Below are 26,787 nucleotides of genomic sequence, written 5' to 3' on the forward strand. Positions count from 1 at the left end.
TATATAGAGGAAGGAGGAAACAGGAATGCCAAAGGTATCTTTACTTAACCAAACAGGTTCATCTGTTGGTGAAATCGAATTAAACGATGCGGTTTTCGGAATCGCGCCAAACAGTAATGTATTATTTGATGCTGTAGTCGCTCAACGTGCGTCACTTCGTCAAGGTAATCATAAAGTTAAAAACCGTTCTGAAGTTGCTGGTGGTGGTCGTAAGCCATGGAAACAAAAAGGAACAGGTCGTGCTCGTCAAGGTTCGATTCGTTCTCCACAATGGCGTGGCGGTGGTGTTGTATTCGGTCCAGTTCCACGTAGCTACAGCTACAAATTACCGAAGAAAGTTCGTCGCTTAGCTCTACGTTCTGCTCTTTCTGCGAAAGTGTTAGAAGAGAATTTCGTAGTTCTTGAAGGCTTAGCTTTCAACGCACCAAAAACTAAAGATTTCTTGAAAGTGTTGAAAGACCTTTCTATCGAGAAAAAAGCTTTGTTCGTTACAGCTGAACTTGATGAAAACGTAGCATTATCTGCTCGTAACATCCCAGGAGTAACAGTCGTAACAGCAACAGGCATTAATGTTCTTGACTTGCTTGGACACGACAAAATTGTTGTGACAAAAGCTGCAGTAGAAAAAATCGAGGAGGTGCTTGGATAATGGAAGCACGTGATATTATTAAACGTCCGGTCATTACCGAGCGTTCTTCTGAAATCATGGAAGAGAAAAAGTACACTTTCTTAGTGGACACTCGCGCCAACAAAACTCAAGTTAAACACGCAATCGAAGAAATCTTTGGAGTAGATGTTGAGAAAGTTAACATCATGAACTACAAAGGTAAATTCAAACGCGTTGGTAAATTTGGTGGATACACTAACAAACGCCGTAAAGCAATTGTTAAGTTGACTGCTGATAGCAAAGACATCGAATTATTCGAAGTTTAATCCATACAGGATTCAAATTGAACTAACAAGAAGGAGGGAATAAACATGGCGATTAAAAAGTACAAACCTACCTCCAATGGTCGACGTAACATGACAGCTTCTGATTTCGCTGAAATCACGACTAACAAGCCTGAGAAATCATTGCTTGAGCCTGTCAAACGTAAAGGCGGCCGTAATAACCAAGGTAAGTTAACTGTTCGTCATCATGGTGGCGGCCATAAGCGTCAATACCGTGTCATCGATTTCAAACGATTTAAAGATGGCATTCCAGGACGCGTTGCTACTATTGAGTATGATCCAAACCGCTCTGCGAATATTGCATTAATTAACTACTTAGACGGTGAAAAACGTTACATCCTAGCACCTAAAGGCTTAGAAGTTGGCATGACTATCATGTCAGGTCCAGAAGCTGATATCAAAGTAGGTAACGCACTACCATTACAAAACATCCCTATGGGTTCTACAATCCATAACATCGAAATGAAACCTGGTAAAGGTGGACAATTAGTACGTTCTGCTGGTACTTCTGCGCAAGTACTTGGTAAAGAAGATAAGTACGTAATTATTCGTCTTCAATCTGGTGAAGTTCGCATGATTTTGGGAACTTGCCGTGCTACAATTGGTCAAGTTGGTAATGAACAACATGAGTTAATCAACATCGGTAAAGCAGGTCGTAACCGTTGGTTAGGTAAACGCCCAACTGTACGTGGATCTGTAATGAACCCGAACGATCACCCACACGGTGGTGGTGAAGGACGTTCTCCAATCGGTCGTAAATCACCAATGACTCCTTGGGGTAAACCAACTCTTGGTTACAAAACTCGTAAAAAGAAAAACAAATCCGACAAACTTATCATTCGTCGTCGTAAAAAATAATGTGATTCTTCTGCGGTTCGAACAGAGAGCCGTAGCGAGATCACTGAGGGAGGTTCCAAAATGGGTCGTAGCTTGAAAAAAGGACCTTTTGTTGATGACCATCTTATGAAGAAGGTTGACGCACAAAAGGACTCTGAGAAAAAACAAGTGATCAAAACTTGGTCTCGCCGTTCAACAATTTTCCCGACTTTTATCGGATTAACGATCGCAGTATATGACGGACGTAAACACGTTCCTGTATATGTGACTGAAGATATGGTAGGGCACAAATTGGGCGAATTCGCGCCAACACGTGCGTATAAAGGCCATGGCAATGACGATAAGAAAACAAGACGCTAATTGAGAGGAGGATATCCTGATGCAAGCTAAAGCTATTGCTAAAACAGTGCGTATTGCCCCTCGTAAAGTACGATTAGTCGTTGATTTAATCCGAGGCAAGCAAATCGGTGAAGCAGTTGCGATTTTGCGCCTTACACCTAAGGCGGCATCACCTGTTGTTGAAAAGGTGTTGAAATCTGCGGTTGCAAACGCTGAGCACAACTATGATTTAGATGTAAATAAACTAGTTATTTCTGAAGTTTTTGTTGACGAAGGTCCAACATTAAAACGTTTCCGTCCACGTGCAATGGGGCGTGCAAGCGCAATTAACAAACGCACAAGCCACATTACAATCGTGGTATCTGAGAAGAAGGAGGGATAATTCGTGGGTCAAAAAGTACATCCAATAGGATTACGTATCGGCATTATTCGTGACTGGGAGTCTAAATGGTACGCAGAAAAAGACTATGCAACTCTTCTTCACGAAGACTTAAAAATTCGTAGCTACATCGAAACACGTTTGAAAGAGGCTTCTGTTTCTAAAGTAGAAATCGAGCGCGCTGCAAACCGTGTTAATGTTACAATTCACACTGCGAAACCAGGTATGGTAATTGGTAAAGGTGGTACTGAAGTGGAAGCACTTCGTAAAAACCTAAACGCTACTACTGGCAAGCGTGTTCATATCAACATCGTTGAAATCAAACGTGCGGATCTAGACGCAAAATTAGTTGCTGAAAACATTGCGCGTCAATTAGAAAACCGCGTATCTTTCCGTCGTGCACAAAAACAATCATTACAACGCACTATGCGTGCAGGCGCTAAAGGTATTAAAACTCAAGTATCTGGACGTCTAGGCGGCGCTGACATCGCGCGTGCTGAACACTACAGTGAAGGAACTGTACCACTTCATACTTTACGTGCTGACATTGATTATGCACACGCTGAAGCTGACACAACTTATGGTAAGCTTGGTGTTAAAGTCTGGATCTATCGTGGTGAAGTCCTTCCAGTTAAGAAGAATTCTGTGGAAGGAGGCAAATAATATGTTAATGCCTAAACGCGTTAAATATCGTCGCGAACACCGCGGAAAAATGCGCGGAGAAGCGAAAGGCGGTAAAGAAATCACTTTCGGTGAATTCGGCTTACAAGCTGTTGAAGCTAGCTGGATCACTAACCGTCAAATCGAGTCTTCTCGTATTGCAATGACACGTTACATGAAACGTGGCGGTAAAGTATGGATTAAAATTTTCCCACATAAGCCTTACACTAAAAAGCCTCTTGAGGTTCGAATGGGTTCCGGTAAAGGTTCTCCTGAAGGTTGGGTAGCGGTAGTTAAACCAGGAAAGATCATGTTCGAAATCGCTGGTGTCTCTGAAGAGGTAGCACGCGAAGCACTTCGACTTGCATCACATAAGCTTCCTGTGAAATGTAAAATCGTAAAACGTGAAGAAATTGGTGGTGAATCTAATGAAAGCTAATGAACTCCGTGACCTTACCACTGCAGAAATCGAACAAAAAGTGAAATCACTGAAAGAAGAGCTTTTCAACCTTCGCTTCCAATTGGCGACTGGTCAATTAGAAAACACAGCTCGCATTAGCCAAGTACGTAAAGCTATTGCGCGTATGAAAACTGTGATTCGTGAAAGAGAAATCAGTGCAAATAACTGATAAAGGAGGTTTTCGAGCATGACTGAGCGTAACCAACGCAAAGTATACACGGGCCGTGTTGTTTCTGACAAAATGGACAAAACTGTAACTGTTATGGTAGAAACATACAAAAAGCATAAGCTTTACGGTAAGCGTGTTAAGTACTCTAAAAAGTTCAAGGCGCATGATGAGCAAAACGAAGCTAAATTAGGCGACGTAGTTCGTATCATGGAAACTCGTCCGTTGTCTGCTACAAAACGTTTCCGCCTAGTGGAAGTTGTAGAAAAAGCGGTTATTATCTAAATAGAAATTTCGGAACAGACCAAATTCCGAGAGGAGGTTACCTAAGTGATCCAACAAGAGAGTCGTATGAAAGTTGCTGACAACTCAGGTGCACGTGAAGTTTTAACAATTAAAGTGCTTGGTGGTTCTGGTCGTAAAACTGCTAACATCGGCGATATCGTCGTGTGTACAGTTAAGAAAGCAACACCAGGTGGCGTTGTCAAGAAGGGTGACGTCGTTAAAGCTGTTATCGTTCGCACTAAAAGCGGTGTACGCCGTAAAGACGGTACTTATATCAAATTCGATGAAAACGCATGCGTTATCATTCGTGACGATAAAGGCCCGCGCGGAACTCGTATTTTCGGACCTGTTGCACGTGAATTACGTGACAATAGCTTCATGAAAATCGTATCTTTAGCTCCGGAAGTTCTTTAATCAACTCGAAAGTGCTAAACAAGGAGGTGCGACAGAATGCATGTTAAAAAAGGCGACAAAGTTATGGTGATCTCAGGGAAAGAAAAAGGCAAAACTGGTACAATCATTGCTGCTTTTCCAAAGAAAGACCGTGTGCTAGTTGAGGGTATGAATCTTGTGAAAAAGCACATGAAACCAAACCAGGCAAATCCACAAGGTGGAATTGTCAGCCAAGAGGCATCAATTCACGTATCGAACGTTATGTTAATCGACCCTAAATCAGGCGAGCCGACTCGCGTAAGTTATAAAGTGGAAGATGGCAAAAAAGTTCGTGTTGCAAAAAAATCTGGCGAACAAATCGATAAATAAGTAAAAGAAGAAGGGAGGTACACACATGAACCGCCTAAAAGAAAAGTTTCTTAAGGAAGTTTCTCCTGCTCTAATGAGCAAGTTTGAATATAAATCAGTAATGCAAGTGCCACAAGTGGATAAAATCGTTATCAACATGGGTGTTGGTGACGCTGTTCAAAACACTAAAGCACTTGACGCTGCTGTAGAAGAATTAACTATCATCACAGGTCAAAAACCTGTTGTAACTAAAGCTAAGAAATCAATCGCTGGCTTCCGTCTTCGTGAAGGTATGCCAATCGGCGCGAAAGTAACATTACGCGGTGAGCGTATGTACGAATTCTTGGACAAATTAATTGCTATCTCTCTTCCACGTGTACGTGACTTCCGTGGTGTTTCTAAAAAAGCATTCGACGGTCGCGGTAACTACACATTAGGTGTGAAAGAACAATTGATCTTCCCTGAAATCGACTACGATAAAGTGTCTAAAGTACGCGGTATGGATATCGTAATTGTAACAACTGCGAACTCTGACGAAGAAGCTCGTGAGTTACTAACACAATTCGGAATGCCGTTCCAAAAGTAAACATAAGGGAGGCGTAAACGTGGCTAAAAAATCAATGATCGCTAAACAAAAGCGCACGCCAAAGCATAATGTACAAGCTTACACACGTTGTGAACGTTGCGGACGTCCGCATTCGGTCTTACGTAAATTTAAACTTTGCCGTATTTGTTTCCGTGAACTTGCTTACAAGGGACAAATTCCTGGCGTGAAAAAAGCCAGCTGGTAATCCCCTAAACTGGGAAGGAGGTTAATGTAATGACAATGACAGATCCGATTGCAGATATGCTTACACGTATTCGTAACGCGAACATGGTTCGCCACGAAAAACTGGAAGTACCTGCTTCAAACATGAAAAAAGAGATCGCTGAGATCCTTAAACGTGAAGGTTTTGTTCGTGACGTAGAATATGTTGAAGATAGCAAACAAGGTATCATTCGCATTTTCTTGAAATACGGTCAAAACAACGAGCGCGTTATTACTGGTTTAAAACGTATTTCAAAACCTGGTCTTCGTGTATATGCGAAAACTAATGAAGTACCTAGAGTATTAAATGGACTTGGGATTGCTTTAGTTTCAACTTCTAATGGTCTATTAACTGATAAAGAAGCACGCGCTAAACAAGTTGGCGGCGAAATCGTAGCTTACGTTTGGTAAAAAGCAACAAACGAATGGAGGTGCAAATAAATGTCTCGTGTAGGTAAAAAACCAATTGAGGTTCCTGCTGACGTTACTGTAACAATTGGTGCAAACAATGAAGTTACTGTAAAAGGTCCAAAAGGCGAGCTTACTCGTACTTTTAATGCAGATATTAAAATCGAAAAAGAAGAAAACGTTGTTACTTTAACACGTCCTTCTGAATCTAAAGAACACCGTACGATTCACGGTACAACTCGTGCTTTGCTTGCAAACATGGTTGAAGGTGTATCTAAAGGGTTCGAACGCAATCTTGAATTAGTTGGTGTTGGTTACCGTGCTTCTTTACAAGGTGAAAAACTTGTATTGAACGTTGGTTACTCTCATCCAGTAGAATTTACTCCTGAAGATGGCTTAATTGTAGAAGTTCCTACAAACACTAAGATCAGCATCAAAGGAATTAACAAAGAGCGCGTTGGTGCATTAGCATCTAACATCCGTCAAACACGTCCACCAGAGCCGTATAAAGGTAAAGGTATTCGTTATGAAGGCGAAGTTGTTCGTCGTAAAGAAGGTAAAACAGGTAAATAATGCTGCCTAAGCATTAGAAAGGAGTGACCTCTGTGATTACGAAACAAGATAAAAATCAAGTTCGTAAAAAACGTCATGCACGTGTACGTTCTAAAATCACGGGTACAGCTGAACGTCCTCGTTTAAACGTATTCCGTTCTAATAAACATCTATACGCGCAATTGATCGATGATACTGCTGGTGTAACACTTGTAAGTGCTTCTACTATGGAAAAAGATTTCGATGGTAAAGGTAATGTAGAGTCTGCAATCGCAATCGGTGAATCAATCGCTAAACGTGCTACGGAAAAAAACATCAAATCTGTTGTATTCGACCGTGGCGGTTACTTATATCATGGACGCGTTAAAGCTTTAGCTGAAGCTGCTCGCGAAAATGGCTTAGAATTTTAATAAGAAGGAGGGACACATTTCATGCGTCGCATTGATCCAAACAAACTTGAACTTGAAGAACGCGTTGTTACTATTAACCGCGTAGCTAAAGTTGTAAAAGGTGGACGTCGTTTCCGCTTCACTGCATTGGTTGTTGTTGGTGACAAGAATGGCCACGTAGGATTCGGTACTGGTAAAGCACAAGAAGTACCTGATGCTATCCGTAAAGCAGTAGAAGATGCGAAGAAAAACCTGATCGAAGTGCCTATGGTACGTGGTACTACTCCACACTTAATTATCGGTAACTTTGGCGCTGGTGAAATCTTAATCAAGCCTGCTGCTCCTGGTACTGGTGTTATCGCTGGTGGTCCAGTTCGTGCTGTACTTGAGCTAGCTGGTATTACTGATATTCTTTCTAAATCTCTTGGTTCTAACACACCAATCAACATGGTACGTGCTACAATCAATGGCTTAACTGGACTAAAACGTGCTGAGGACGTTGCTAAATTACGCGGCAAATCAGTTGAAGAGTTACTAGGTTAAGGGGGGAAATGACAATGGCAAAATTACAAGTTACCCTCACTAAAAGCGTGATCGGTTCTAAACCAGATCAACGTAAAACTGTAGAAGCTCTTGGCTTACGTAAAATGCATCAAACTGTTGAGCATGCTGACAACGCAGCTATCCGTGGGATGGTTGGGAAAGTAGCTCATTTAGTTTCTGTAAAGGAACTATAAAACGTACTTTAGAATAAGGAGGTGCCACACATATGAAACTGCACGAGTTAAAACCGGCAGAAGGATCTCGTTCTGAGCGCAAGCGTAAAGGTCGCGGGATTGGTTCTGGTAATGGTAAAACTGCAGGTAAAGGTCATAAAGGTCAAAACGCTCGTTCTGGCGGCGGTGTTCGTCCAGGATTTGAGGGTGGTCAAAACCCATTGTTCCGACGCTTACCAAAACGCGGCTTTACGAACATTAACCGTAAAGAATACGCTATTGTGAACCTTGATACATTAAACCGTTTCGAAGAAGGCACAGAGGTTACACCTGCTTTGCTTATTGAAACAGGTTTTGTGAGCAGCGAAAAAGCTGGAATCAAGATTCTTGGTAACGGATCTCTTGACAAAAAGCTTATTGTGAAAGCTCACAAGTTCTCTGCTTCAGCTAAAGAAGCTATTGAAACTGCGGGCGGACAAACAGAGGTGGTATAATGTTTCAGACAATCTCCAACTTTATGCGCGTTAGAGATATACGAAATAAAATTGTATTCACTCTGTTGATGCTGATCGTTTTCCGTCTCGGAACTTTCATTCCGGTACCAAACGTTGATGCTCAAGTCTTGCAAGCAGCTGACCAGTATAGCTTAATTGGTTTCTTAAATACATTTGGTGGCGGTGCCCTTGCTAACTTCTCGATTTTAGCAATGGGAATCATGCCGTACATCACTGCATCCATCATTGTACAATTGCTACAAATGGATGTTGTACCGAAGTTTACGGAGTGGGCAAAACAAGGTGAAGTCGGAAGACGTAAACTTGCTCAGTTCACACGTTACTTCACAATCGTGTTGGCGTTCATTCAAGCGATGGCAATGTCTTACGGGTTTAACCGTATGTATGATGGCTCTTTAATTAAAGCCGATGGCATTTCAACGTATATTGTCATAGCTATTGTGTTAACAGGTGGAACTGCGTTCCTTCTTTGGTTATCTGAGCAGATTACTGCTAAAGGTGTCGGTAATGGTATTTCCATTATCATCTTTGCAGGTATCGTTGCTGCGATGCCAAGTACTGCTAACCAAATCTATGCATCTCAAATTGAAGACGCTGGTGATCAATTATTCATCAAAATTGCGATTTTGGCACTTCTTCTTTTAGCGATTATTGCAATCACTGTAGGAGTCATTTACGTTCAACAAGCATTACGTAAAATTCCGATTCAGTATGCAAAACGTGTAACTGGCCGTGGGACTACTGGTGCTCAACAGACACACTTACCGTTAAAAGTGAATGCAGCTGGTGTTATTCCAGTTATCTTCGCAGTGGCGTTTATCATTACACCACAAACACTTTCCACCTTCTTCGGACAGAATAAAGTAACAGATTTCATTCAGAACACGTTTGATTACTCGCAACCGGTGGGCATGCTCATCTATGTAGCGTTAATCGTTGCATTTACGTATTTCTATGCGTTCATTCAAGTGAATCCTGAAAATGTTGCCGATAACTTGAAAAAGCAAGGTGCATATATTCCAGGAATTCGTCCAGGAAAAAACACACAAGACTACTTAACAACAGTTTTGTACCGTTTAACTTTCGTGGGTGCGATTTTCCTTGCGCTAGTCGCAATCATGCCGATTTTGTTCATTAACTTTGCTGGTCTTCCAGCTGCTGCACAAATCGGTGGAACAAGTTTGTTAATCGTTGTCGGTGTTGCACTGGAAACGATGAAACAGCTCGAAGCACAACTAGTGAAACGCCACTACAAAGGCTTCATGAAATAATGTTGGTTTAGAGGAACGATTTCGTTCCTTTTAACCTGCAAATTGTAGCAGGGGGCAAAACGTATGAATATCGTTTTAATGGGTCTGCCAGGTGCAGGTAAAGGCACTCAAGCAGATAAAATTGTTGAGAAGTACGAAATCCCTCATATTTCTACAGGCGACATGTTCCGAGCAGCTATAAAAGATGGTACGGAACTAGGCCTAAAAGCCAAAGCGTTTATGGATGAGGGTGCATTAGTACCTGATGAAGTAACGATCGGAATTGTCCGTGAAAGATTAAGCAAAGCTGATTGTGAAAAAGGATTTCTATTGGACGGGTTTCCACGTACTGTTCCTCAAGCTGAAGCACTTGATGCGCTTTTAGCAGATTTGAACAAAGACGTAGAGCACGTTTTGAACATCCAAGTTGAACAAGAAGAGTTGATTAAGCGCCTAACTGGTCGTCGCATCTGTAAAGTCTGCGGCACTGCGTACCATTTAATCTTCAATCCATCTCAAAAAGATGGAGTGTGTGATAAAGATGGAGGCGAGCTTTACCAGCGCGCGGATGACAATCCGGAAACGGTCTCAAACCGTCTGGAAGTAAATATGAAACAAACACAACCTTTGCTTGACTATTATGGCAACAAAGGCGTGTTGACAAATATTAACGGTCAGCAAGACATTCATAAGGTATTTGCTGATTTAAACGCTCTTTTAGAGGGCAACCGCAGCTGAACCTAGCGGCACGCTTGTAAACGGAATTTAATTTCTAGAGCTGCAAAAGCAAATTATGCCCGATATACGAAAGAACGAAATAGACAATGTTACGTCTAAGAGGATCCCTTTGTCCTTTCGTGCATTTCTACTTCCGACAAGGTATAATGGGTTTCGTGGAAGCATCTGTGTAACGGATATGGTGGAACTCATCCAAGGCATTCCGAGCGGTCGTGTTTACATGAGGGAGACAAGGTTCACCCGGGTCAGTCTACTCCGTAGGTTGCCAGAAGCGAAGCCTGACGAGTGTCTTTCGAACATCTCTCATGCAAAACAAACATATGTTGAAACGAAAAGAATCCTACACGGGTTTCGATTTGCGGAACATTCCGTTTGATTTGATGATGAGAACCTGATTTTTTATACAGAAGGGAGACAGGGTTGATGGCGAAAGACGATGTAATTGAAGTCGAAGGTACAGTTGTTGAGACTTTGCCAAACGCGATGTTTAAGGTAGAATTGGAAAACGGTCATACGATTCTTGCACATGTTTCGGGCAAAATCCGTATGCACTTTATCCGCATCCTGCCTGGAGATAAAGTCACAATTGAACTTTCTCCTTACGATTTAACTCGCGGTCGTATCACATACCGTTTTAAATAATCTTTTGCACTCCGGACCACTAAGGAGGTTGGGTTAGATGAAAGTGAGACCATCTGTGAAACCGATCTGCGAAAAATGTAAAGTTATTCGCAGACGCGGTAAAGTAATGGTAATCTGTGAAAATCCTAAACATAAACAAAAACAAGGCTAATTTGAAGGAGGTGCACGACACACATGGCTCGTATTGCTGGTGTTGACATTCCGCGCGATAAACGCGTTGTTATTTCATTAACATATATTTTCGGGATTGGTAAAACAACTGCACAAAAAGTTTTAGCTACTGCAGGAGTTGCTGAAGATACACGCGTGCGTGATCTTACAGAAGACGAATTAAACAAAATTCGTGAATCAATCGGTGCTTTCAAGGTAGAAGGTGACCTTCGCCGTGAAGTATCATTAAACATTAAACGCTTGATGGAAATCGGTTCATTCCGTGGTATCCGTCATCGTAGAGGTTTACCTGTTCGCGGTCAAAATACGAAGAACAATGCGCGTACGCGTAAAGGTCCTCGTAAAACTGTTGCTAACAAGAAAAAATAATCGGTAAAGGAGGTTTCTTCCTAACATGGCACGTAAACAACAAACACGTAAGCGTCGTGTGAAAAAGAATATCGAATCCGGTATTGCTCACATCCGCTCTACATTTAACAACACAATTGTAACGATTACAGATATGCAAGGAAATGCGGTATCTTGGTCAAGTGCTGGTTCACTTGGTTTCAAAGGTTCTCGTAAATCAACTCCGTTTGCTGCGCAAATGGCTGCTGAAGCAGCGGCGAAAGCTTCTGTGGAACATGGTCTTAAGACGTTAGAAGTAACGGTAAAAGGTCCTGGTGCTGGTCGTGAAGCTGCAATTCGTGCACTTCAAGCTGCTGGTCTAGATGTTACAGCTATTAAAGATGTAACTCCAGTTCCGCATAACGGTTGCCGACCACCAAAACGTCGTCGCGTGTAATAGGTGCGACTCAATTAATTGATTGAGAACATCATTTCTTGTACAAACTGAGTTGTGCAATCACCGATAAGTCTTAGTACTTATTGATTTCTGATGGAACGAACCTATACATTCGATGTTTTGAAGGAGGGTATATTTGAATGATCGAAATTGAAAAACCAAAGATTGAAACGGTTGAGATCAGCGAAGGTGCCAAATTTGGCAAGTTTGTTGTAGAACCGCTTGAGCGTGGATATGGAAACACATTAGGTAATTCCCTACGTCGTATCCTTTTGTCTTCTTTACCAGGGGCTGCTGTAACTTCTATTCAAATTGATGGCGTGCTTCACGAGTTCTCTACTATTGAGGGCGTAGTTGAAGATGTCGCTTCAGTTATTATGAACGTGAAGAAACTAGCTCTTAAAATCTACTCTGACGAAGAAAAAGTCATTGAGATTGATGTTAAAGGTGATGGAACGGTTACAGCTGCTGACATTACACATGACAGTGATGTAGAAATTTTAAATCCTGATCTCTATATTGCAACAATCGGTAAAAATGGTCATTTGCGTATGCGTATGTATGCACAACGCGGCCGCGGTTACACTCCTGCTGATCAAAACAAACGTGAGGATCTTCCTATCGGCGTGATCCCAATCGACTCTATATATACTCCAGTTTCACGCGTCAATTTCCAAGTAGAAAATACTCGTGTTGGTCAAATGACTAACTTCGATAAACTTTCTCTTGATGTGTGGACAGATGGCAGCATCGGTCCTAAAGAGGCGATTTCGCTTGGCGCGAAAATTTTAACGGAGCATTTAAATATCTTCGTTGGTATGACTGATGAGGCAAAAACTGCTGAAATCATGGTTGAGAAAGAAGAAGACCAAAAAGAAAAAGTGTTGGAGATGACTATCGAAGAGCTTGATCTTTCTGTTCGTTCTTATAACTGCTTGAAGCGCGCTGGTATCAACACGGTACTTGAGTTAGCTAACAAGTCAGAAGACGACATGATGAAAGTACGTAACCTTGGACGTAAATCACTAGAAGAAGTAAAAGCGAAGTTAGAAGAGCTTGGCTTAGGATTACGCAAAGAAGACTAAGCGACTTTTTTGATATAACAGATTAATATTCAACAAAGGAGGTAAACATCTATGGGTTACAGAAAACTTGGTCGTACAAGTTCTCAACGTAAAGCGATGTTACGTGACTTAACAACTGATTTGATCATCAACGAACGCATTCAAACGACAGAAGCTCGTGCGAAAGAACTTCGTTCAGTTGTTGAAAAAATGATTACATTAGGTAAACGTGGAGATTTGCATGCACGCCGTCAAGCTGCATCTTATATTCGTCGTGAACTAGTGACTGCTACTGATGAAGAAGGCACTGAAACAACAATTTATGCTTTGCAAAAATTGTTTGATGATGTAGCACCACGCTACGCTGATCGTCAAGGCGGATACACACGTATTATGAAAATGGGACCTCGTCGTGGAGACGGAGCACCTGTTGTAGTGATTGAATTAGTTTAATCATCACAATTCGAAGAGGGTTCTAGGTTAGTAGCCGCCCTCTTCTTTTTAAAAGAAAAAGATTTATACGACATAATGAAAAGCAGAGCGTTACGATGAGCGGACCTTTTGGTAGCGTCTCGTCTAGCTCTACGCACCTCATTCACGTAGACGGTCTGAGCAACCGAATACGAAAAAGATATAGAAGAGCGCATTTCTCTGAATGAGGTGCGCGCTTTTTTATTTCATTGATAGAAAATATTTATTATTTGGATATCAGTGTAAGAATATATACTCAGTTTGCACCTTTCTGGTGCAAACTGTGTTTTTGTAATAGTGTAAAATAGAAACATTGATGAGAATGAGTTGAGTTCGAGCAGAGTAAGAGGAGGTCATATAGAGATGACAGAAATAATATCACTACATGAAGTCACCTATACATATTCACCAGAAGAAAAGGATGCGCGAAAAGCTGTAGAAAACATTTCTTTTTCTGTCAATGATGGCGAGTGGATTGCAATCGTTGGTCATAATGGTTCTGGTAAATCCACAATGGCGAAACTCATGAATGGACTGTTATTTCCTCAATCGGGGGAAGTACGTGTTCTTGGTGAAACGCTGAATGAAGAGAATTTATGGGATATTCGTTCACAAATGGGCATGGTATTTCAAAACCCAGACAATCAATTTGTCGGGGCTACCGTCCAGGACGATGTCGCTTTTGCTTTGGAAAATAACGGAGTTCCGTTTAAAGATATGGTTGTACGTGTGCACGAGTCCCTTGCGCAAGTGAAAATGGAAAAGTTCTTAGATAGTGAGCCGCATCATTTATCAGGTGGACAGAAGCAACGAGTAGCTATTGCGGGTGCATTGGCTTTAAAGCCGAGAATTCTTATCTTGGATGAAGCTACTTCTATGCTCGACCCACAAGGGCGGGAAGAAGTATTAACTACCGTTCGTAGATTACGGGAGAAAACACAGTTAACGGTTTTATCCATAACGCATGATCTCGAGGAAGCTTTACTTGCGGATCGCATTTTTGTAATGAATAACGGGCACAAATATGCTGAAGGCACACCAGCTGAAATTTTTTCTCGTGGAGAAGAACTGGTGGCACTTGGATTAGATCTGCCATTTGCCATGAAAATGGGCAGTCTATTACGTGCGAATGGAATAGAGTTAAACAACGAACACATGTCAGAACAAGAGTTGGTGAATGATGTATGGACATCCAACTTCAACAAGTAGGGTATGCCTACGCCAAAGGGACACCTTTTGAAAAACGTGCACTATACGACGTGGATTTACTTATTCCTTCTGGTTCCTACCAGGCTATTATCGGACATACTGGCTCAGGGAAATCGACTTTACTGCAACATTTAAATGCATTATTGAAACCATCTGAAGGGTCAGTACAGCTTGGCGATATGACGATTGAAGCTGGCAAGAAAGCAAAGAACTTAAAATCGATCCGTCAGCAAATTGGCATCGTTTTTCAATTTCCTGAACATCAATTGTTTGATGAGACTGTCTTGAAAGATATCATGTTTGGTCCTTTAAACTTTGGCGTACCAAAAGAAGAGGCGGAACGACGGGCACGTGTCTTAGCTGACCAACTGGGTTTACCTGAAGAAGTACTGGATAAGTCACCGTTCGATTTGTCGGGTGGTCAAATGCGACGAGTGGCCATTGCGGGTGTGTTGGCGATGGAACCTAGCGTCTTGGTATTAGATGAGCCTACAGCAGGTTTGGACCCTCGTGGACGTCAGGAAATCATGGATTTGTTCCACCAACTGCATGTAGAAAAAGGATTAACCACGGTTTTGGTAACCCATTCTATGGAAGATGCGGCGCGCTATGCAGATCGAGTAGCGATCATGCATGATGGCCGATGTGTTCTAAGTGGCGATCCGGTCACTATTTTCGGAAATGAAGAGAGACTTGCTGAATATCATTTAGCAGCACCACGTGTTGTACGTTTCCAACGTCAAGTTGAAGCTCGACTAGGTTATCCATTGGACAGACTCTGCTTGACAGAAGAACAGTTAGCGCTGGAAATAAGTCGTGTCGTCCAAAGGGAGCGTGATTCCTTATGATGGAAAAAATGATATTTGGTCGTTATATTCCAGGGGATTCATTTGTACATAAACTGGACCCTCGTTCGAAACTGATATTTGTCTTTTTGTTTATTGCCATTGTCTTTTTGGCAAACAATGCTGTGACATATGCATTAATTCTTGCATTCACTTTAGGAACTGTTTTGCTATCACGTATTCGACTATATTTCTTAATTAATGGGTTGAAACCCATCATGTTTTTACTCATATTTACTTTCCTGATACACATCTTCTTTACAAAAGAAGGAGACTTATTGTGGAAATGGCAGTTTATCGAAGTGTATGAAGAAGGACTGAGACAAGGTATTTTCATTTCCACTAGATTTTTGGTTCTGGTCTTTATCACATCCATTTTAACACTGACCACTTCGCCGATTTCAATAACAGATGGAATGGAAGTTCTATTGAACCCATTCAAACGTTTCAAATTACCCGTGCATGAACTCGCGTTGATGATGTCTATTTCGTTGCGCTTTATTCCAACGTTGATGGATGAAACTGATAAAATTTTGAAAGCCCAGATGGCCCGCGGATCCGATATTAGTACGGGCTCCATCAAAGAGCGAATCAAGGCGGTTGTGCCGTTACTTATCCCTTTGTTTGTCAGTGCATTTAAACGGGCTGAAGATTTAGCTGTAGCGATGGAAGTACGTGGCTACCGTGGTGGAGAAGGGCGAACACGATACCGTCAATTAAAGTGGGATTGGCGCGATAGTACGGCACTCGCCATGTTAGGGATATTAACTTTATTACTATGGTGGCTCCGATCGTAAAACTGGAGGGAAAAATGCAGTGAAACGCTTAAAAGCAATTATCATGTATGACGGCTATGGATTTGCCGGCTATCAAGTACAGCCTAATGCTCGAACGGTACAGCTCGAACTGGAGCGTGTCCTGACAAAAATGCACAAAGGGACAATCGTCCGTGTTGTGGCAAGTGGTCGGACAGATGCCGGAGTTCATGCGACTGGACAAGTCATCCATTTTGATACCGACCYGCAATTTCCCATCGAGCGATGGCAACGGGCACTAAATGTTCAGCTGCCCGGCGATATCCGAGTGGTGTCTGTGGAAGAAGTATCAAGTGACTTTCATGCCCGATATGGTACTTCAGGCAAAGTATATCGATACAAATGGGGCTTAGGAGACGTTGAGAGCCCTTTTAAGCGTCATTACGTCGTTTATATGCCTGGAACCAATCCGGACATCGAGCGAATGAGAGAAGCCGCTCAAGCGTTTTTAGGCACACATGATTTTACGAGTTTTTGTTCAGCTCGCACAGAAGTAATCGACCGGGTTCGAACCATCAAACGATTGGAATTGATTGAAAGTGAGCAGGGTGAGCTTCATATGGTGATTGAAGGCGACGGGTTTTTATATAATATGGTTCGCATCATTGCGGGGAATTTGTGGGAAGTTGGGATTGGTCGTCGTGAGCCGGGCGACATGGTACTAATGCTTGCCGCAATGGATCGCAAAAAGGCCGGTAAAACCGCGCCGGCACACGGTTTGTACTTGGAATCTGTATTTTATTCCGTATGAAGCAACACGTCCAGGTGTTTTAAAATAATTCCTTGACTTTTTGTTCCATACGTTATATGATGACACATGGTATTTCATTAACCCCACAATAAGCCCCGAAACTTGTTGTTGATGATGATATAGAAAATTTCAAATCAGATTAGATCGAATTAGGAGGACAAAATACATGCGTACAACATTCATGGCTAAAGGTCACGAAGTAGAGCGTAAATGGTTAGTAGTAGACGCAGAAGGCCAAACACTTGGTCGTTTAGCTTCTGAAGTAGCTGCTATCTTACGTGGAAAAAACAAACCAACATTCACACCACACGTTGACACAGGTGATCACGTGATCATTATCAACGCTGAGAAAATCGAATTGACTGGTAAAAAATTGACAGACAAAATTTACTACCGTCATACACAATTTGCTGGTGGATTGAAAAAACGTACTGCATTACAAATGCGTACAAACTACCCAACAAAAATGCTTGAATTAGCAATCAAAGGGATGCTTCCTAAAAACTCTTTAGGTCGTCAAACGTTCACTAAACTTCACGTATACGCTGGAGCAGAACATCCACATGCAGCACAAAAACCAGAAGCTTATGAGCTTCGCGGATAATCATAGAGGAGGATACAACCTTGGCACAAGTTCAATATATCGGCACAGGTCGTCGTAAAAGCTCAACTGCACGTGTACGTTTAGTACCGGGCGAAGGCAAAATCGTAATCAACAAACGTGACGTAGAAGACTACGTACCATTCGCAACATTACGCGAAATCATCAAACAACCATTAGTAGCAACTGAAACAGTTGGAAGCTACGATATCCATGTAAACGTTAATGGTGGTGGATACACAGGTCAAGCAGGCGCAATCCGTCATGGTATTGCTCGTGCACTACTTCATGTAGATCCTGATTTCCGTCCAGCATTGAAATCTGCAGGATTGTTAACTCGTGACTCACGCATGAAAGAACGTAAAAAATACGGTCTTAAAGGCGCTCGTCGTGCACCTCAGTTCTCAAAACGTTAATCTTCGGATTTTCAAAAACCCTTTCCCGTTCGTGGGAGAGGGTTTTTTTGTGTATGGAAAATTGTTTTGACCACAGATCATAACTCAATGTACCTTTAAAATTTGTTAAGGTTTGCTGTTTTGTAAATATAGATTTTACTCGTCTTAACTGTTGTTCTAATTATACGTATTCGTTGATATTAATGAATATAAGCAATCGGAGGAGGATAATTAATAGCAATTGTGTACACAAATTACGCTCCTATTGTGATTAAAAAAGGAAGGGAATTGAATAAGTGAAATCGAGCAAATTAAATGCAAGAATTATCGGAGTGCTTTATATTGTTGCGACGGTTGCGGCAATCATAGGGCTTATTTTGTATAATCCGATTCTCAATGACCCTGATTACCTCGTTTCGGGAGCTAAAAACGAAAACCAGATAATACTTGGGGCGATTTTTGAGTTGATTCTGGCCTGTTCTGCTATTGGCACAGCCATTATGCTATATCCATATATAAGAAACCAAAATGAAAGCATTGCACGTGGGTATGTGTGCTTCCGTTTTTTTGAAGCTGTTCTCATTGTAATTGGCATAGTCAGCGTACTTTCTCTATTGACGTTAAGCCAGGTATTCGTAAGTTCAGATAATCCGAGTATATCCACATATCAAACTTCAGGCACATTGTTACTGGCAGTTCATGACTGGACTTTTATTTTGGGTCCCAACTTTATGTTAGGTGTAAACACTTTGATGTATAGCTATTTGCTTTATCAATCTAAACTTGTACCCCGATTTATATCCGTCATGGGCCTTGCAGGAGCATCAATGATTATAATCGCAGCTTTGTTAGAAATGTTCGGAGTGATTCAGCAGGTTTCAACATGGGGAACCATCCTGGCAATCCCGATCTTCTTCTTTGAAATGATATTAGCGGTATGGCTGATCGTGAAAGGGTTCAATTCAAAAACGCTTCAATCTGCTTCGGTTTCATAATTGTTTACATGAACTTTTTAATTGTACCTCAGTTCTCAAAACGTTTATCATCGGATTTTCAACAACCCTTTCCCATTCGTGGGCGAGGTTTTTTTGTTTTATCAATGTTTCCTTTTTATCTAATACTTTTAAGTTTGTTGCATAAAATAGCGAGGATGAACTTTATGAGGGACCGGGAGTATACCAAATTATGTAACGGGGGAAGAAAAATCGGTTATTATATTACGGTTGAAGAGAATGTGAATATTTACGTTGAGGATTTGAATCCTGGAAATGGCAAGCCCATTCTGTTTTTGCATGGATGGCCAGCCAATCATAAAATGTTTGAATATCAGTTCGATCAGCTCCCTGCAATGGGTTACCGCTGTATCGGAATCGATCATCGGGGATTTGGAAAATCTGATCGCCCTTGGGATGGTTATAATTATGATCGAATGGCTGATGATGTACGAGTTATAATCGATACGCTGCAATTGGAGGATGTCATTCTAGCTGGTCACTCAATGGGAGGCGCAATTGCCATACGCTATATGGCCCGCCATGAAGGCCATAAAATTTCAAAGTTGGCTCTTTTTGGCGCAGCTGCACCTTCCTTTACCAAACGTCCTGATTTTCTATATGGAAAAACAACAGAAGAAGTAGATCAATTGATTCAAGAAACATACACCAATCGACCGCAAATGCTGGCTGGTTTTGGAGATGTTTTTTTCGCAAGGTATCTAACTGAAAGTTTTATTGATTGGTTTCAGAGTCTAGGATTAGAAGCTTCCGGTCATGCAACTGCCATGTGTCTCTTGGCACTAAGGGATGAAGACTTACGAAATGATCTAGCCGAAATCCATGTGCCTACCGCCATTTTCCATGGGAAACAAGATAAAGTATGTCCATATGTATTAGGGGAGTTTATGCATGTGGGTATAAAAGGATCGGAACTCATTCCTTTTTATTACAGTGGGCATGGATTGTTCTATTGTGAGATGAAAAAATTTAATAGGGAGCTTGTTCGTTTTATCGGATAAAAAAGGAACAATTTAGCAGAAGGCTTCACTTATTAATAAGTTTAGTTGTTTGCAGGATGACAGAAGGACTTTTCAATTTGAAATATTTACGAAAAGTAATCATATACATTCAGTAAGGTGATTTTAAGAAGGTGGAATAGCATGCCCTTTATACATAAAACGATATCGATTGTTGTTGGAAGTTTGTTGATGGCAATAGGCGTGAACGTTTTTCTGATTAACCATGAGTTATTGGATGGTGGCACTTTTGGGATGGGGTTAATATTGCATTACCTGACAGGGATGCAAGTGGGATTGCTGGTGATCTTGTTGAGTGTTCCTGTATTGATTCTTGCTTTGTTTTATAATCGATCTTTTTTATACAATAGTATTCACGGTATGCTGATCTCTTCCTTTGTAGTGGATTTAACGTATAATCCGTTACGGGCTTTAGGATATGTTCTGGATCAAAATCCGTTAGGGAGCGCGGTACTAGGGGGCATATTTGTTGGTGCTGGAATCGGACTCATGCTTCGTTACGATACCAGTATTGGCGGAACGGATTTGCTGGGACAAATTATAGCAAATTATTTGAAAATCAATCCCGGAGTGATTATCTTTATGATTGATTTCATTATAGTTTTTACAGGTTACTTTTTAATTGACGACAGCTCCTTGGTTTTATCGTTTATCACAGTAATCTGTGTTGGGACGATGACCAGTCTGCTAGCTATGAAGAGTAAAAAGGTAAAAGTGCCTGTTATTTCATTTGGAGTTTGATTATAAAAGAGTCGGAGTGTTTTCTGGGCTTTCGAACAAATAGAAATTTATAAAATGGCCGCAATCCTCTTTTGAGGTTTGTGGCCATTTATTTAGAGTTTAACATATGAGTTCTCAAATGATAATGGTTTCAAATGTCACATCTGGAATATCTCTGGAACCGAAAATTAGAAGGGAAATGAACACAACAAGTAAAATAACATTCACAAATTTCACTCCATCAAAACTGGAATTCCTTTTAGCATCAAAACAATTCAAATGTATCACTTCCTTTTTTTATTCATTCGTTTACTTAGGGCATCAAACATTTCGTCAAGGGTCATGTCACCGTTTTTATCCAAAAAATCAGCCATCTGATTCGTTTTGTCATCTTCTTTACTTCGATATTTCCCGATTAATGTGACATCAACGTTGGGGGAATTGCGAAATAGAGTGACTGCATCCACTTTAAGCTTTCCGAGGAGAAGCAGGGAAGCGGTGATTATTTCAAGGTCTTTCCCTTTCAATAAGTCATGCAGGGTGTATTTTGAATTTAACTGTTTGCGAAACTGATCGTCATTCATGCTGGAATTCCCCCCTCTTACTATCGTATGTAATTTAACGAGAAAGGTTTGTAGAACTCATCCCTATAGTGAATAGGCAATCTTACATTCGGAAATAATGAAAAAGGCGATGCAGTAATAGGAAGGGGAAGTTACATATGAATCTGGATGATTATAGTTTTTTAGAGATGATTGTTAGAACGACCGTTACTTTTGTGGTCTTGCTTGGTCTTGCACGGCTTTTAGGTAAGGAACAATTAAGTCAGTTAACCTTTTTTAATTACATAACCGGTATCACTATTGGTTCGATAGCTGGTGAAGTGGTTGCACATGACGATACTCATTATTTCAATGCGATAACATCATTGATTTGGTGGTCTATTCTAACAGTGATTTTCAGTTATATATCAATGAAATCAGCCAAGGCAAAATCATTACTCGATGATAAACCGATGATTGTCATAAAGAATGGAAAGATTTTGGAGAACGGACTTAAGAAAAGCCGCCTTCCTATTGGGGATTTAAATATGTTACTAAGAATGCAGGGGATTTTCTCAGTTAAGGATGTGCATTTTGCAGTTTTGGAAACAAACGGAGAGCTGAGTGTTTTCAAAAAAGTTGCGCAGCAATCAGCGACGAAGCAAGATGTAAAAGCACAAATCGTTGTGCCGAAATATATGCCCTGCACAATCATTGCGGAAGGTAAAATCATTATGCGAAATTTGCAGGGAGCTGGCCTAACAGAAGAGTGGGTAATGAAACAATTGAAGAAACATGGCGTGAATTCAATACAACAAGTATTTTATGCCGAGATTGAATCGGATGGCACCATTTACATTGATTTAAGAGAAGACGATTGAAATACCGATAATATTTGACGAAACCTTTTCTTTTCATGGAAAAGGTTTTATATGTTTTAAAAGCAACCAATCTTTTGCTCATAGTTCGCCTCGGACATACGTATAGTGAGTTTAAAAGGTGGTGTCGTACGCGTTGAAACGCTGGATAGTAATTGGACTTTTATTGTTAGTTTCAGTAACGGTTGTGGTTTATGAAACGCAAGCTTCCGATCGCGCATTCTTTTTGCCTGCCCCTCTTGGTGGAATGAAAATTGTGGTAGACCCGGGTCATGGAGGAATGGACGGGGGAGCATCGGTGGGTGAGGTCGTCGAATCAGATATTACGCTTGCACTGGGAAAAGAGCTCGAGAAGGAATTAAAGAAGTTGGGTGCAGAAGTAGTCATGACACGTTCACATGCAGATGATGCAGTAGCGGAGCACAATCCAAAAGCAACTTTTCCGACCATTCGAGCTAGAAAACTCGCTGATTTGAAATTGCGTGAAGAAATGATTGTCAATTCAGATGCGGATTTATTTATCAGTGTTCATGTAAACTCCATACCAGATGCAAGATGGCGCGGAGCTCAAGTGTTTTACCATAGAGACGGCCATGAAGGTGGAGCGGCTATTGCAAAAGCGATTCAAGGTGCCATCCGGGAACATATCGGAAACACCGACCGTGAAGCATTGGCAATCAAACAAGTATATTTATTGAAAAAAGCAACTGTRCCGGCGGTCTTAGTGGAAACTGGTTTCTTAAGTAATCCTGAAGAACGAAAGTTGCTGACATCAAAAGATTACCAGGAGCAAATGGCAGAAGCGATTGCTGATGGCATTGAAAAGTATGTAGACAGTCAAATGCAATGACACGAATGACCATGTACCGGTAATTTAGAAAAGTTGACGAGTAACCGTTTATCAATCCTACCCACTCAATCTGGATACCTTACAACACTACCACCTCCAATTCGATATGATATACTATAGGACGAAATGTACATTGAAGGAGTGTCTAAATTGATGAATGAACAACAGGTCCGTGAAATGCTCGGGCAATTACTGGACCCTTTTTTACATAAAACGTTACTCGAAACAAATGGCATTAAAGAAGTATCCATTAAAGAAGAAAAAAATCACGTTAGCGTAAAGCTGGCGATTGCGAAAACAAACACTGCGGAACAAATGCAGTTGCAAATGAAAGTTGTAGACTCATTGAAACAAGCTGGCGTTGGTACAGTGGGGATTCGCTTTGAAGAATTACCTGCAGAAGTATTGGCACAATTCCGTGGAACGGCAACAGAGTCTGAAGCTCAGGATTTGTTGTCCCCATTAAATAAAGTGGAATTTATCTCAATTGCCTCAGGTAAAGGAGGCGTAGGGAAGTCTACGGTTTCCGTCAATTTGGCAGTGGCATTAGCTCGTTTAGGTAAAAAAGTCGGATTAATCGATGCGGATATTTATGGATTCAGCGTGCCAGATATGATGGGAATACAACAAAGCCCAAAAATTGAAGGCAATCGCATCATTCCAGTTGAACGTTTTGGTGTAAAAGTCATCTCAATGGGCTTCTTCGTAGAAGATAATGCACCTGTAGTATGGCGTGGTCCGATGCTAGGGAAAGTATTAGATCAATTCTTTAAAGATGTTGAGTGGGGCGAGTTGGATTATTTACTACTTGATTTACCACCTGGAACAGGTGACGTTGCACTCGATATCCATCAAATGATTCCAGCATCAAAAGAAATCGTGGTAACAACACCTCATCCAACCGCAGCATTCGTGGCAGCACGTGCTGGTGCTATGGCTCTACAAACGGATCATGAAGTACTAGGTGTAATTGAAAATATGGCATGGTTCGAGTCGAAAACATCTAACGAAAAAGAATATGTTTTCGGTAAAGGTGGCGGTCCGAAGCTTGCAGATGAGCTTCGTACAGAGCTTCTTGGGCAAATTCCATTAGGTCAACCTGATTGGAACGAGGATGATTTTGCACCATCTGTTTATTCACGTTTACACACAACGGGTAAAATTTATGAAGAAATTGCTTCAAAAGTCATTAATAAATTAACAAAATAATGTAAAACCCCCGCTCAGCATATTACGAGCGGGGGTTTCTGTTATTGTGGTTTATTTCCTCCGGCGTCTTTACTACCGCCACCAGATTCTTTTGATGGTGATTTCCCTTGTTCTTCAGTCATGCCAGCTGCTTTAATTAATTCTACCCATTTAGCTTTTAGAAGCGGACTATCAATCGTTTCCTGCACAATTTTTTCGATTTCTTTTCGATTTGTTGACGACTTTAAAATTGTTTCCATTTGTTTTTGCATGTCAGGTTGTCCAAAGAATGATTCTAATTCCTTTTGGAAAGAAGCATCTTTCATTAAATCAGTCATGATTTTTTGTTGCTGATCCTTCATGCTTTTAGCAAATGTTTCGGAGAAGGTTGGATCTTTAAAAGTATCCTTCCAAAACTTTTCCGCATCCTTAGAAAGAAGTGTGTTTTCAATTGAGCTTTTTACATCTTCCTGTTCCAAAACTAACAGTTCTTTAAATTCAGGATCCGAAAGCATTTGTCGCATTACCTTTTTGCCCTCTTCAGTTTGCATCGTGTCTGTAACCATTTTTTTCGTTTCTTCATAAGAAGGATTACTTTGTGGTTGACCTCCACAGCCTGTCAATAAAACGATACCTATAAGAATTATCCATTTTCGCATACTCAACCTCTTTTCTCGCACTGGCCTTTTCATTTATTGTTCACAAAATCGCTGAGAATATGTAGATAACTCTTCGTAAAATAGATTTTTTACTTATTCGTTGATACAATCAGAAGAGGAACTCGAGAAAAACGGAGGATTTTTTGCTGTGACGATACGAAATTGGGTTATATTTTTCTTTAAGGGACTACTAATCGGCGGAGCCGTTACTGGTGTACTTAGTTTATTTATTCGATGGGAAGACGCATTTGCACCATATGTTGCAAGTGGTGAGTACTTAGAATTCGCAGCCAGTTTCTTATGGTTTGTGTTTCTTGGAATGACAATGAGTGTTCTCAGTCAAATGGGTTTTTTCGCCTATCTGACAGTTCATCAATTCGGTGTAAATATTTTTAGAACGCTTACGTTATGGAACTGGGTACAATTATTAATTATTGCATTAGTCATTTTTGATTTGATTAAATTCCGATTTATGCCACTAGCAGAGACCCAATCACAACTTCTGTTGTACTTAGGGCTGTTGACTGTACTGTTGGTTACCGGATTGGTTGTTGCTTACTTCAAAGCAAAATGGACAAAAAAACACGCATTCATTTCCGCGTTATTTTTTATGATTGTCATCACAACTTTAGAATGGTTACCGGTTTTGATGGTAGATGAAAAAGATGTAGACCGTTATGTGACTTTATTATTGTTCCCATTATTAGCTGTGAATGCATACCAACTTTTAAAATTGCCAAAATACAATGCGAAGTCAGATGCAGACCGTTTAAAATTAGAAGAACGAAGAAAAGCACGCGCTGAAGCTGCAAAAGCAAAAGCATAAAAAAAGGGCATCCACAGTTGGATGTCCTTTTCTTATTGTCCTAAAGTATAAATGCGATCAAAGGAGTTACAATAGCTTTGGTGTCATTCGAATTTTTAGGGGAAAGTTTTCGTTTCCGTCTGATAACCAAAAAGGGTTTCTTCTATAGAAACGAAAGGATGCGCTTTTTGATAAGTAATCAGTTCTTTTAAATCAACACGAGTTTCTTGGTGTAAGGCAACGGATACAATATCTCCTTTCCGAATTGTAGGAGCATTACCAGTTATCCAATTGACGTTTGCACTGACCATATTCATTTGATAATCCCATACTTGTGTCTTTAATGGCTCAGGAAAAGCGTGATCATATGTCCGATACCAAAGCGGTATAACACCGAATGCGGATTTGAAGCGTTCGATTTCTTCTCCCAATAATTCAGGTGTTTCTTCATAGTGTTTGCTTTCGTGTCCAAGTAATCCCACTGGAATCTTTTTTTCTTTAATCTTTTTCACGATTAAAGGAGAACGTTCAATCCAATCTGCATCAAGAAATAGAAGTGGATAAGGTTTTTCTAACTTTGTAATCCACTCGTCAACATCTTCACGGCCAAAAGACAAATCCACAGTGAGTGTCATTCCATGATTGCCCTTCATCAAAACGTCAGGTTGATCTGTTACTCGGAAAACCGATGTCCATTGCTCATTTTGTTGAATAAATAAGAATAAAACGAACACACTGATTAAGGCTATAAAAATACGTGTTTTCAATTAGTTACACAACCTCCCATGAACTAGTTTATTTTTCTTCAATAAAAATTATGATATTGTATTGACATACTTTGTTGGAGGATGGTAAGATACAAAAGTCGCCAAAACAAGCGGCAAACAAAAAAGAAAAAGCAAAACTTTTTGTTGACATGACAATCTGAATTTGCTAAGATATAAAAGTTGCTGTCGCGAGAGTGACCAACGAAATGAACCTTGAAAACTGAACAGCAAAACGTCAACAATAAAGCGGAACACACTTCGGTGTGTGAAGCAAAACTTGAACTTAATTGTTCATTTTAAAACGTCATTAATTTGACGCCAGCAACAAAGTCGAGCTAATCGACTCACCTATTATGGAGAGTTTGATCCTGGCTCAGGACGAACGCTGGCGGCGTGCCTAATAC

44 protein-coding genes are annotated in these 26,787 nt (G+C 40.8%); 40 read left to right on the forward strand and 4 right to left on the reverse strand.

Features of this window, described 5'->3' with window-relative positions:
• Positions 1-25 precede the first annotated feature (25 nt).
• The 36 genes from rplD (at position 26) to AC1DSL_RS02700 (ending at position 20,715) form a co-directional block, all read left to right on the forward strand.
• Positions 26-649, forward strand: a complete 624-nt coding sequence (gene rplD, locus AC1DSL_RS02525; RefSeq protein ID WP_016429883.1) for a 50S ribosomal protein L4 — start codon at positions 26-28, stop codon at positions 647-649.
• Positions 649-933, forward strand: coding sequence for a 50S ribosomal protein L23 (rplW, locus tag AC1DSL_RS02530; protein WP_016429884.1), 285 nt, complete (start codon positions 649-651; stop codon positions 931-933). The genes rplD and rplW overlap by 1 nt, the downstream gene beginning before the upstream one ends.
• 45 nt (positions 934-978) lie before the next feature.
• Positions 979-1,809, forward strand: a complete 831-nt coding sequence (rplB, locus tag AC1DSL_RS02535) for a 50S ribosomal protein L2 (RefSeq protein WP_016429885.1) — start codon at positions 979-981, stop codon at positions 1,807-1,809.
• A 60-nt stretch (positions 1,810-1,869) separates the two neighbouring features.
• Positions 1,870-2,148: a 30S ribosomal protein S19 gene (gene rpsS / locus AC1DSL_RS02540; RefSeq protein WP_016429886.1), complete on the forward strand. Its 279-nt coding sequence runs from the start codon at positions 1,870-1,872 to the stop codon at positions 2,146-2,148.
• A 19-nt stretch (positions 2,149-2,167) separates the two neighbouring features.
• Positions 2,168-2,509: a 50S ribosomal protein L22 gene (gene rplV / locus AC1DSL_RS02545; protein WP_016429887.1), complete on the forward strand. Its 342-nt coding sequence runs from the start codon at positions 2,168-2,170 to the stop codon at positions 2,507-2,509.
• Between the two features lie 3 nt (positions 2,510-2,512).
• Entirely contained in the window at positions 2,513-3,169 is a 657-nt protein-coding gene (rpsC, locus tag AC1DSL_RS02550; protein WP_016429888.1) for a 30S ribosomal protein S3, read from the forward strand.
• A 1-nt stretch (position 3,170) separates the two neighbouring features.
• Positions 3,171-3,605 (forward strand): 50S ribosomal protein L16, encoded by a 435-nt coding sequence (gene rplP / locus AC1DSL_RS02555; RefSeq protein ID WP_016429889.1) that lies wholly within the window; start codon positions 3,171-3,173, stop codon positions 3,603-3,605.
• On the forward strand, positions 3,595-3,795 hold the full coding sequence (rpmC, locus tag AC1DSL_RS02560) for a 50S ribosomal protein L29 (RefSeq protein WP_016429890.1): 201 nt from the start codon (positions 3,595-3,597) through the stop codon (positions 3,793-3,795). The genes rplP and rpmC overlap by 11 nt, the downstream gene beginning before the upstream one ends.
• Positions 3,796-3,813: 18 nt before the next feature.
• On the forward strand, positions 3,814-4,077 hold the full coding sequence (gene rpsQ, locus AC1DSL_RS02565; protein ID WP_016429891.1) for a 30S ribosomal protein S17: 264 nt from the start codon (positions 3,814-3,816) through the stop codon (positions 4,075-4,077).
• A 45-nt stretch (positions 4,078-4,122) separates the two neighbouring features.
• A complete protein-coding gene (rplN, locus tag AC1DSL_RS02570) occupies positions 4,123-4,491 on the forward strand; it encodes a 50S ribosomal protein L14 (RefSeq protein ID WP_016429892.1) in 369 nt (122 codons plus the stop codon).
• Positions 4,492-4,527: 36 nt separating this feature from the next.
• Positions 4,528-4,839, forward strand: a complete 312-nt coding sequence (rplX, locus tag AC1DSL_RS02575; protein WP_016429893.1) for a 50S ribosomal protein L24 — start codon at positions 4,528-4,530, stop codon at positions 4,837-4,839.
• A 25-nt stretch (positions 4,840-4,864) separates the two neighbouring features.
• The gene (rplE, locus tag AC1DSL_RS02580) at positions 4,865-5,404 is read left to right on the forward strand and encodes a 50S ribosomal protein L5 (protein WP_016429894.1); all 540 of its coding nucleotides are present in this window, start codon (positions 4,865-4,867) and stop codon (positions 5,402-5,404) included.
• Between the two features lie 19 nt (positions 5,405-5,423).
• Positions 5,424-5,609 carry a type Z 30S ribosomal protein S14 gene (locus tag AC1DSL_RS02585; RefSeq protein ID WP_016429895.1) on the forward strand — a complete coding sequence of 62 codons (186 nt, stop codon included), beginning with the start codon at positions 5,424-5,426 and terminating at the stop codon, positions 5,607-5,609.
• 29 nt (positions 5,610-5,638) lie between these two features.
• Positions 5,639-6,037, forward strand: coding sequence for a 30S ribosomal protein S8 (gene rpsH / locus AC1DSL_RS02590; RefSeq protein WP_016429896.1), 399 nt, complete (start codon positions 5,639-5,641; stop codon positions 6,035-6,037).
• A gap of 30 nt (positions 6,038-6,067) precedes the next feature.
• A complete protein-coding gene (rplF, locus tag AC1DSL_RS02595) occupies positions 6,068-6,607 on the forward strand; it encodes a 50S ribosomal protein L6 (RefSeq protein WP_016429897.1) in 540 nt (179 codons plus the stop codon).
• A gap of 32 nt (positions 6,608-6,639) precedes the next feature.
• Positions 6,640-6,996, forward strand: coding sequence for a 50S ribosomal protein L18 (gene rplR / locus AC1DSL_RS02600; protein WP_016429898.1), 357 nt, complete (start codon positions 6,640-6,642; stop codon positions 6,994-6,996).
• A 21-nt stretch (positions 6,997-7,017) separates the two neighbouring features.
• Entirely contained in the window at positions 7,018-7,518 is a 501-nt protein-coding gene (gene rpsE, locus AC1DSL_RS02605; RefSeq protein ID WP_016429899.1) for a 30S ribosomal protein S5, read from the forward strand.
• 14 nt (positions 7,519-7,532) lie between these two features.
• The gene (rpmD, locus tag AC1DSL_RS02610; protein ID WP_016429900.1) at positions 7,533-7,712 is read left to right on the forward strand and encodes a 50S ribosomal protein L30; all 180 of its coding nucleotides are present in this window, start codon (positions 7,533-7,535) and stop codon (positions 7,710-7,712) included.
• 32 nt (positions 7,713-7,744) lie between these two features.
• Complete coding sequence (gene rplO / locus AC1DSL_RS02615; RefSeq protein WP_016429901.1) at positions 7,745-8,185, forward strand: 50S ribosomal protein L15; 441 nt, start codon at positions 7,745-7,747, stop codon at positions 8,183-8,185.
• Complete coding sequence (secY, locus tag AC1DSL_RS02620; RefSeq protein ID WP_016429902.1) at positions 8,185-9,477, forward strand: preprotein translocase subunit SecY; 1,293 nt, start codon at positions 8,185-8,187, stop codon at positions 9,475-9,477. Before rplO ends, secY begins: the two co-directional genes overlap by 1 nt.
• 63 nt (positions 9,478-9,540) lie before the next feature.
• The gene (locus AC1DSL_RS02625; RefSeq protein WP_016429903.1) at positions 9,541-10,194 is read left to right on the forward strand and encodes an adenylate kinase; all 654 of its coding nucleotides are present in this window, start codon (positions 9,541-9,543) and stop codon (positions 10,192-10,194) included.
• Between the two features lie 423 nt (positions 10,195-10,617).
• A complete protein-coding gene (gene infA, locus AC1DSL_RS02630) occupies positions 10,618-10,836 on the forward strand; it encodes a translation initiation factor IF-1 (protein WP_016429904.1) in 219 nt (72 codons plus the stop codon).
• Positions 10,837-10,873: 37 nt separating this feature from the next.
• Positions 10,874-10,987, forward strand: coding sequence for a 50S ribosomal protein L36 (gene rpmJ / locus AC1DSL_RS02635; RefSeq protein WP_000868344.1), 114 nt, complete (start codon positions 10,874-10,876; stop codon positions 10,985-10,987).
• A 23-nt stretch (positions 10,988-11,010) separates the two neighbouring features.
• Complete coding sequence (gene rpsM / locus AC1DSL_RS02640) at positions 11,011-11,376, forward strand: 30S ribosomal protein S13 (RefSeq protein WP_016429905.1); 366 nt, start codon at positions 11,011-11,013, stop codon at positions 11,374-11,376.
• Between the two features lie 25 nt (positions 11,377-11,401).
• Positions 11,402-11,791, forward strand: a complete 390-nt coding sequence (gene rpsK, locus AC1DSL_RS02645) for a 30S ribosomal protein S11 (RefSeq protein ID WP_016429906.1) — start codon at positions 11,402-11,404, stop codon at positions 11,789-11,791.
• Positions 11,792-11,931: 140 nt separating this feature from the next.
• Entirely contained in the window at positions 11,932-12,876 is a 945-nt protein-coding gene (locus AC1DSL_RS02650) for a DNA-directed RNA polymerase subunit alpha (RefSeq protein WP_016429907.1), read from the forward strand.
• A 51-nt stretch (positions 12,877-12,927) separates the two neighbouring features.
• Positions 12,928-13,308, forward strand: coding sequence for a 50S ribosomal protein L17 (gene rplQ, locus AC1DSL_RS02655; protein WP_477531058.1), 381 nt, complete (start codon positions 12,928-12,930; stop codon positions 13,306-13,308).
• A 381-nt stretch (positions 13,309-13,689) separates the two neighbouring features.
• Entirely contained in the window at positions 13,690-14,535 is an 846-nt protein-coding gene (locus tag AC1DSL_RS02660) for an energy-coupling factor ABC transporter ATP-binding protein (RefSeq protein ID WP_477531059.1), read from the forward strand.
• On the forward strand, positions 14,511-15,383 hold the full coding sequence (locus AC1DSL_RS02665; RefSeq protein WP_477531060.1) for an energy-coupling factor ABC transporter ATP-binding protein: 873 nt from the start codon (positions 14,511-14,513) through the stop codon (positions 15,381-15,383). Before AC1DSL_RS02660 ends, AC1DSL_RS02665 begins: the two co-directional genes overlap by 25 nt.
• Complete coding sequence (locus AC1DSL_RS02670) at positions 15,380-16,177, forward strand: energy-coupling factor transporter transmembrane component T family protein (protein WP_477531061.1); 798 nt, start codon at positions 15,380-15,382, stop codon at positions 16,175-16,177. The genes AC1DSL_RS02665 and AC1DSL_RS02670 overlap by 4 nt, the downstream gene beginning before the upstream one ends.
• Positions 16,178-16,196: 19 nt before the next feature.
• Positions 16,197-16,946: a tRNA pseudouridine(38-40) synthase TruA gene (truA, locus tag AC1DSL_RS02675; RefSeq protein WP_477531062.1), complete on the forward strand. Its 750-nt coding sequence runs from the start codon at positions 16,197-16,199 to the stop codon at positions 16,944-16,946.
• A 166-nt stretch (positions 16,947-17,112) separates the two neighbouring features.
• Positions 17,113-17,550 carry a 50S ribosomal protein L13 gene (rplM, locus tag AC1DSL_RS02680; protein WP_016429913.1) on the forward strand — a complete coding sequence of 146 codons (438 nt, stop codon included), beginning with the start codon at positions 17,113-17,115 and terminating at the stop codon, positions 17,548-17,550.
• A gap of 20 nt (positions 17,551-17,570) precedes the next feature.
• Positions 17,571-17,963, forward strand: coding sequence for a 30S ribosomal protein S9 (gene rpsI / locus AC1DSL_RS02685; protein WP_016429914.1), 393 nt, complete (start codon positions 17,571-17,573; stop codon positions 17,961-17,963).
• A 275-nt stretch (positions 17,964-18,238) separates the two neighbouring features.
• Complete coding sequence (locus tag AC1DSL_RS02690) at positions 18,239-18,937, forward strand: DUF4386 domain-containing protein (RefSeq protein ID WP_477531063.1); 699 nt, start codon at positions 18,239-18,241, stop codon at positions 18,935-18,937.
• A 164-nt stretch (positions 18,938-19,101) separates the two neighbouring features.
• Positions 19,102-19,956 carry an alpha/beta fold hydrolase gene (locus AC1DSL_RS02695; protein WP_477531064.1) on the forward strand — a complete coding sequence of 285 codons (855 nt, stop codon included), beginning with the start codon at positions 19,102-19,104 and terminating at the stop codon, positions 19,954-19,956.
• A gap of 141 nt (positions 19,957-20,097) precedes the next feature.
• Entirely contained in the window at positions 20,098-20,715 is a 618-nt protein-coding gene (locus AC1DSL_RS02700) for a YitT family protein (RefSeq protein ID WP_477531065.1), read from the forward strand.
• 114 nt (positions 20,716-20,829) lie between these two features.
• Here AC1DSL_RS02700 and AC1DSL_RS02705 read toward each other — a convergent pair whose 3' ends face one another.
• Both AC1DSL_RS02705 and AC1DSL_RS02710 read right to left on the reverse strand, forming a co-directional pair.
• The gene (locus tag AC1DSL_RS02705; RefSeq protein WP_477531066.1) at positions 20,830-20,973 is read right to left on the reverse strand and encodes a hypothetical protein; all 144 of its coding nucleotides are present in this window, start codon (positions 20,971-20,973) and stop codon (positions 20,830-20,832) included.
• Between the two features lie 5 nt (positions 20,974-20,978).
• Positions 20,979-21,278: a hypothetical protein gene (locus tag AC1DSL_RS02710; protein ID WP_477531067.1), complete on the reverse strand. Its 300-nt coding sequence runs from the start codon at positions 21,276-21,278 to the stop codon at positions 20,979-20,981.
• A 137-nt stretch (positions 21,279-21,415) separates the two neighbouring features.
• On the opposite strand from AC1DSL_RS02710, the gene AC1DSL_RS02715 reads away from it, so the two are divergent.
• From AC1DSL_RS02715 to AC1DSL_RS02725, 3 genes are all read left to right on the forward strand, one after another.
• Positions 21,416-22,117, forward strand: coding sequence for a DUF421 domain-containing protein (locus AC1DSL_RS02715; RefSeq protein ID WP_477531068.1), 702 nt, complete (start codon positions 21,416-21,418; stop codon positions 22,115-22,117).
• A 133-nt stretch (positions 22,118-22,250) separates the two neighbouring features.
• Positions 22,251-22,964 carry an N-acetylmuramoyl-L-alanine amidase gene (locus AC1DSL_RS02720; RefSeq protein WP_342542700.1) on the forward strand — a complete coding sequence of 238 codons (714 nt, stop codon included), beginning with the start codon at positions 22,251-22,253 and terminating at the stop codon, positions 22,962-22,964.
• A 150-nt stretch (positions 22,965-23,114) separates the two neighbouring features.
• Complete coding sequence (locus AC1DSL_RS02725) at positions 23,115-24,173, forward strand: P-loop NTPase (protein ID WP_477531069.1); 1,059 nt, start codon at positions 23,115-23,117, stop codon at positions 24,171-24,173.
• A 41-nt stretch (positions 24,174-24,214) separates the two neighbouring features.
• On the opposite strand, the gene gerD is transcribed toward AC1DSL_RS02725, so the two are convergent.
• On the reverse strand, positions 24,215-24,811 hold the full coding sequence (gene gerD, locus AC1DSL_RS02730; protein ID WP_342542702.1) for a spore germination lipoprotein GerD: 597 nt from the start codon (positions 24,809-24,811) through the stop codon (positions 24,215-24,217).
• 148 nt (positions 24,812-24,959) lie between these two features.
• On the opposite strand from gerD, the gene AC1DSL_RS02735 reads away from it, so the two are divergent.
• Positions 24,960-25,637 carry a KinB-signaling pathway activation protein gene (locus AC1DSL_RS02735; RefSeq protein ID WP_016429923.1) on the forward strand — a complete coding sequence of 226 codons (678 nt, stop codon included), beginning with the start codon at positions 24,960-24,962 and terminating at the stop codon, positions 25,635-25,637.
• Between the two features lie 95 nt (positions 25,638-25,732).
• Here AC1DSL_RS02735 and AC1DSL_RS02740 read toward each other — a convergent pair whose 3' ends face one another.
• Positions 25,733-26,383, reverse strand: a complete 651-nt coding sequence (locus AC1DSL_RS02740) for a hypothetical protein (protein WP_477531070.1) — start codon at positions 26,381-26,383, stop codon at positions 25,733-25,735.
• Positions 26,384-26,787 lie beyond the last annotated feature (404 nt).

It is taken from the genome of Paenisporosarcina sp. P4_D4, assembly GCF_056401835.1.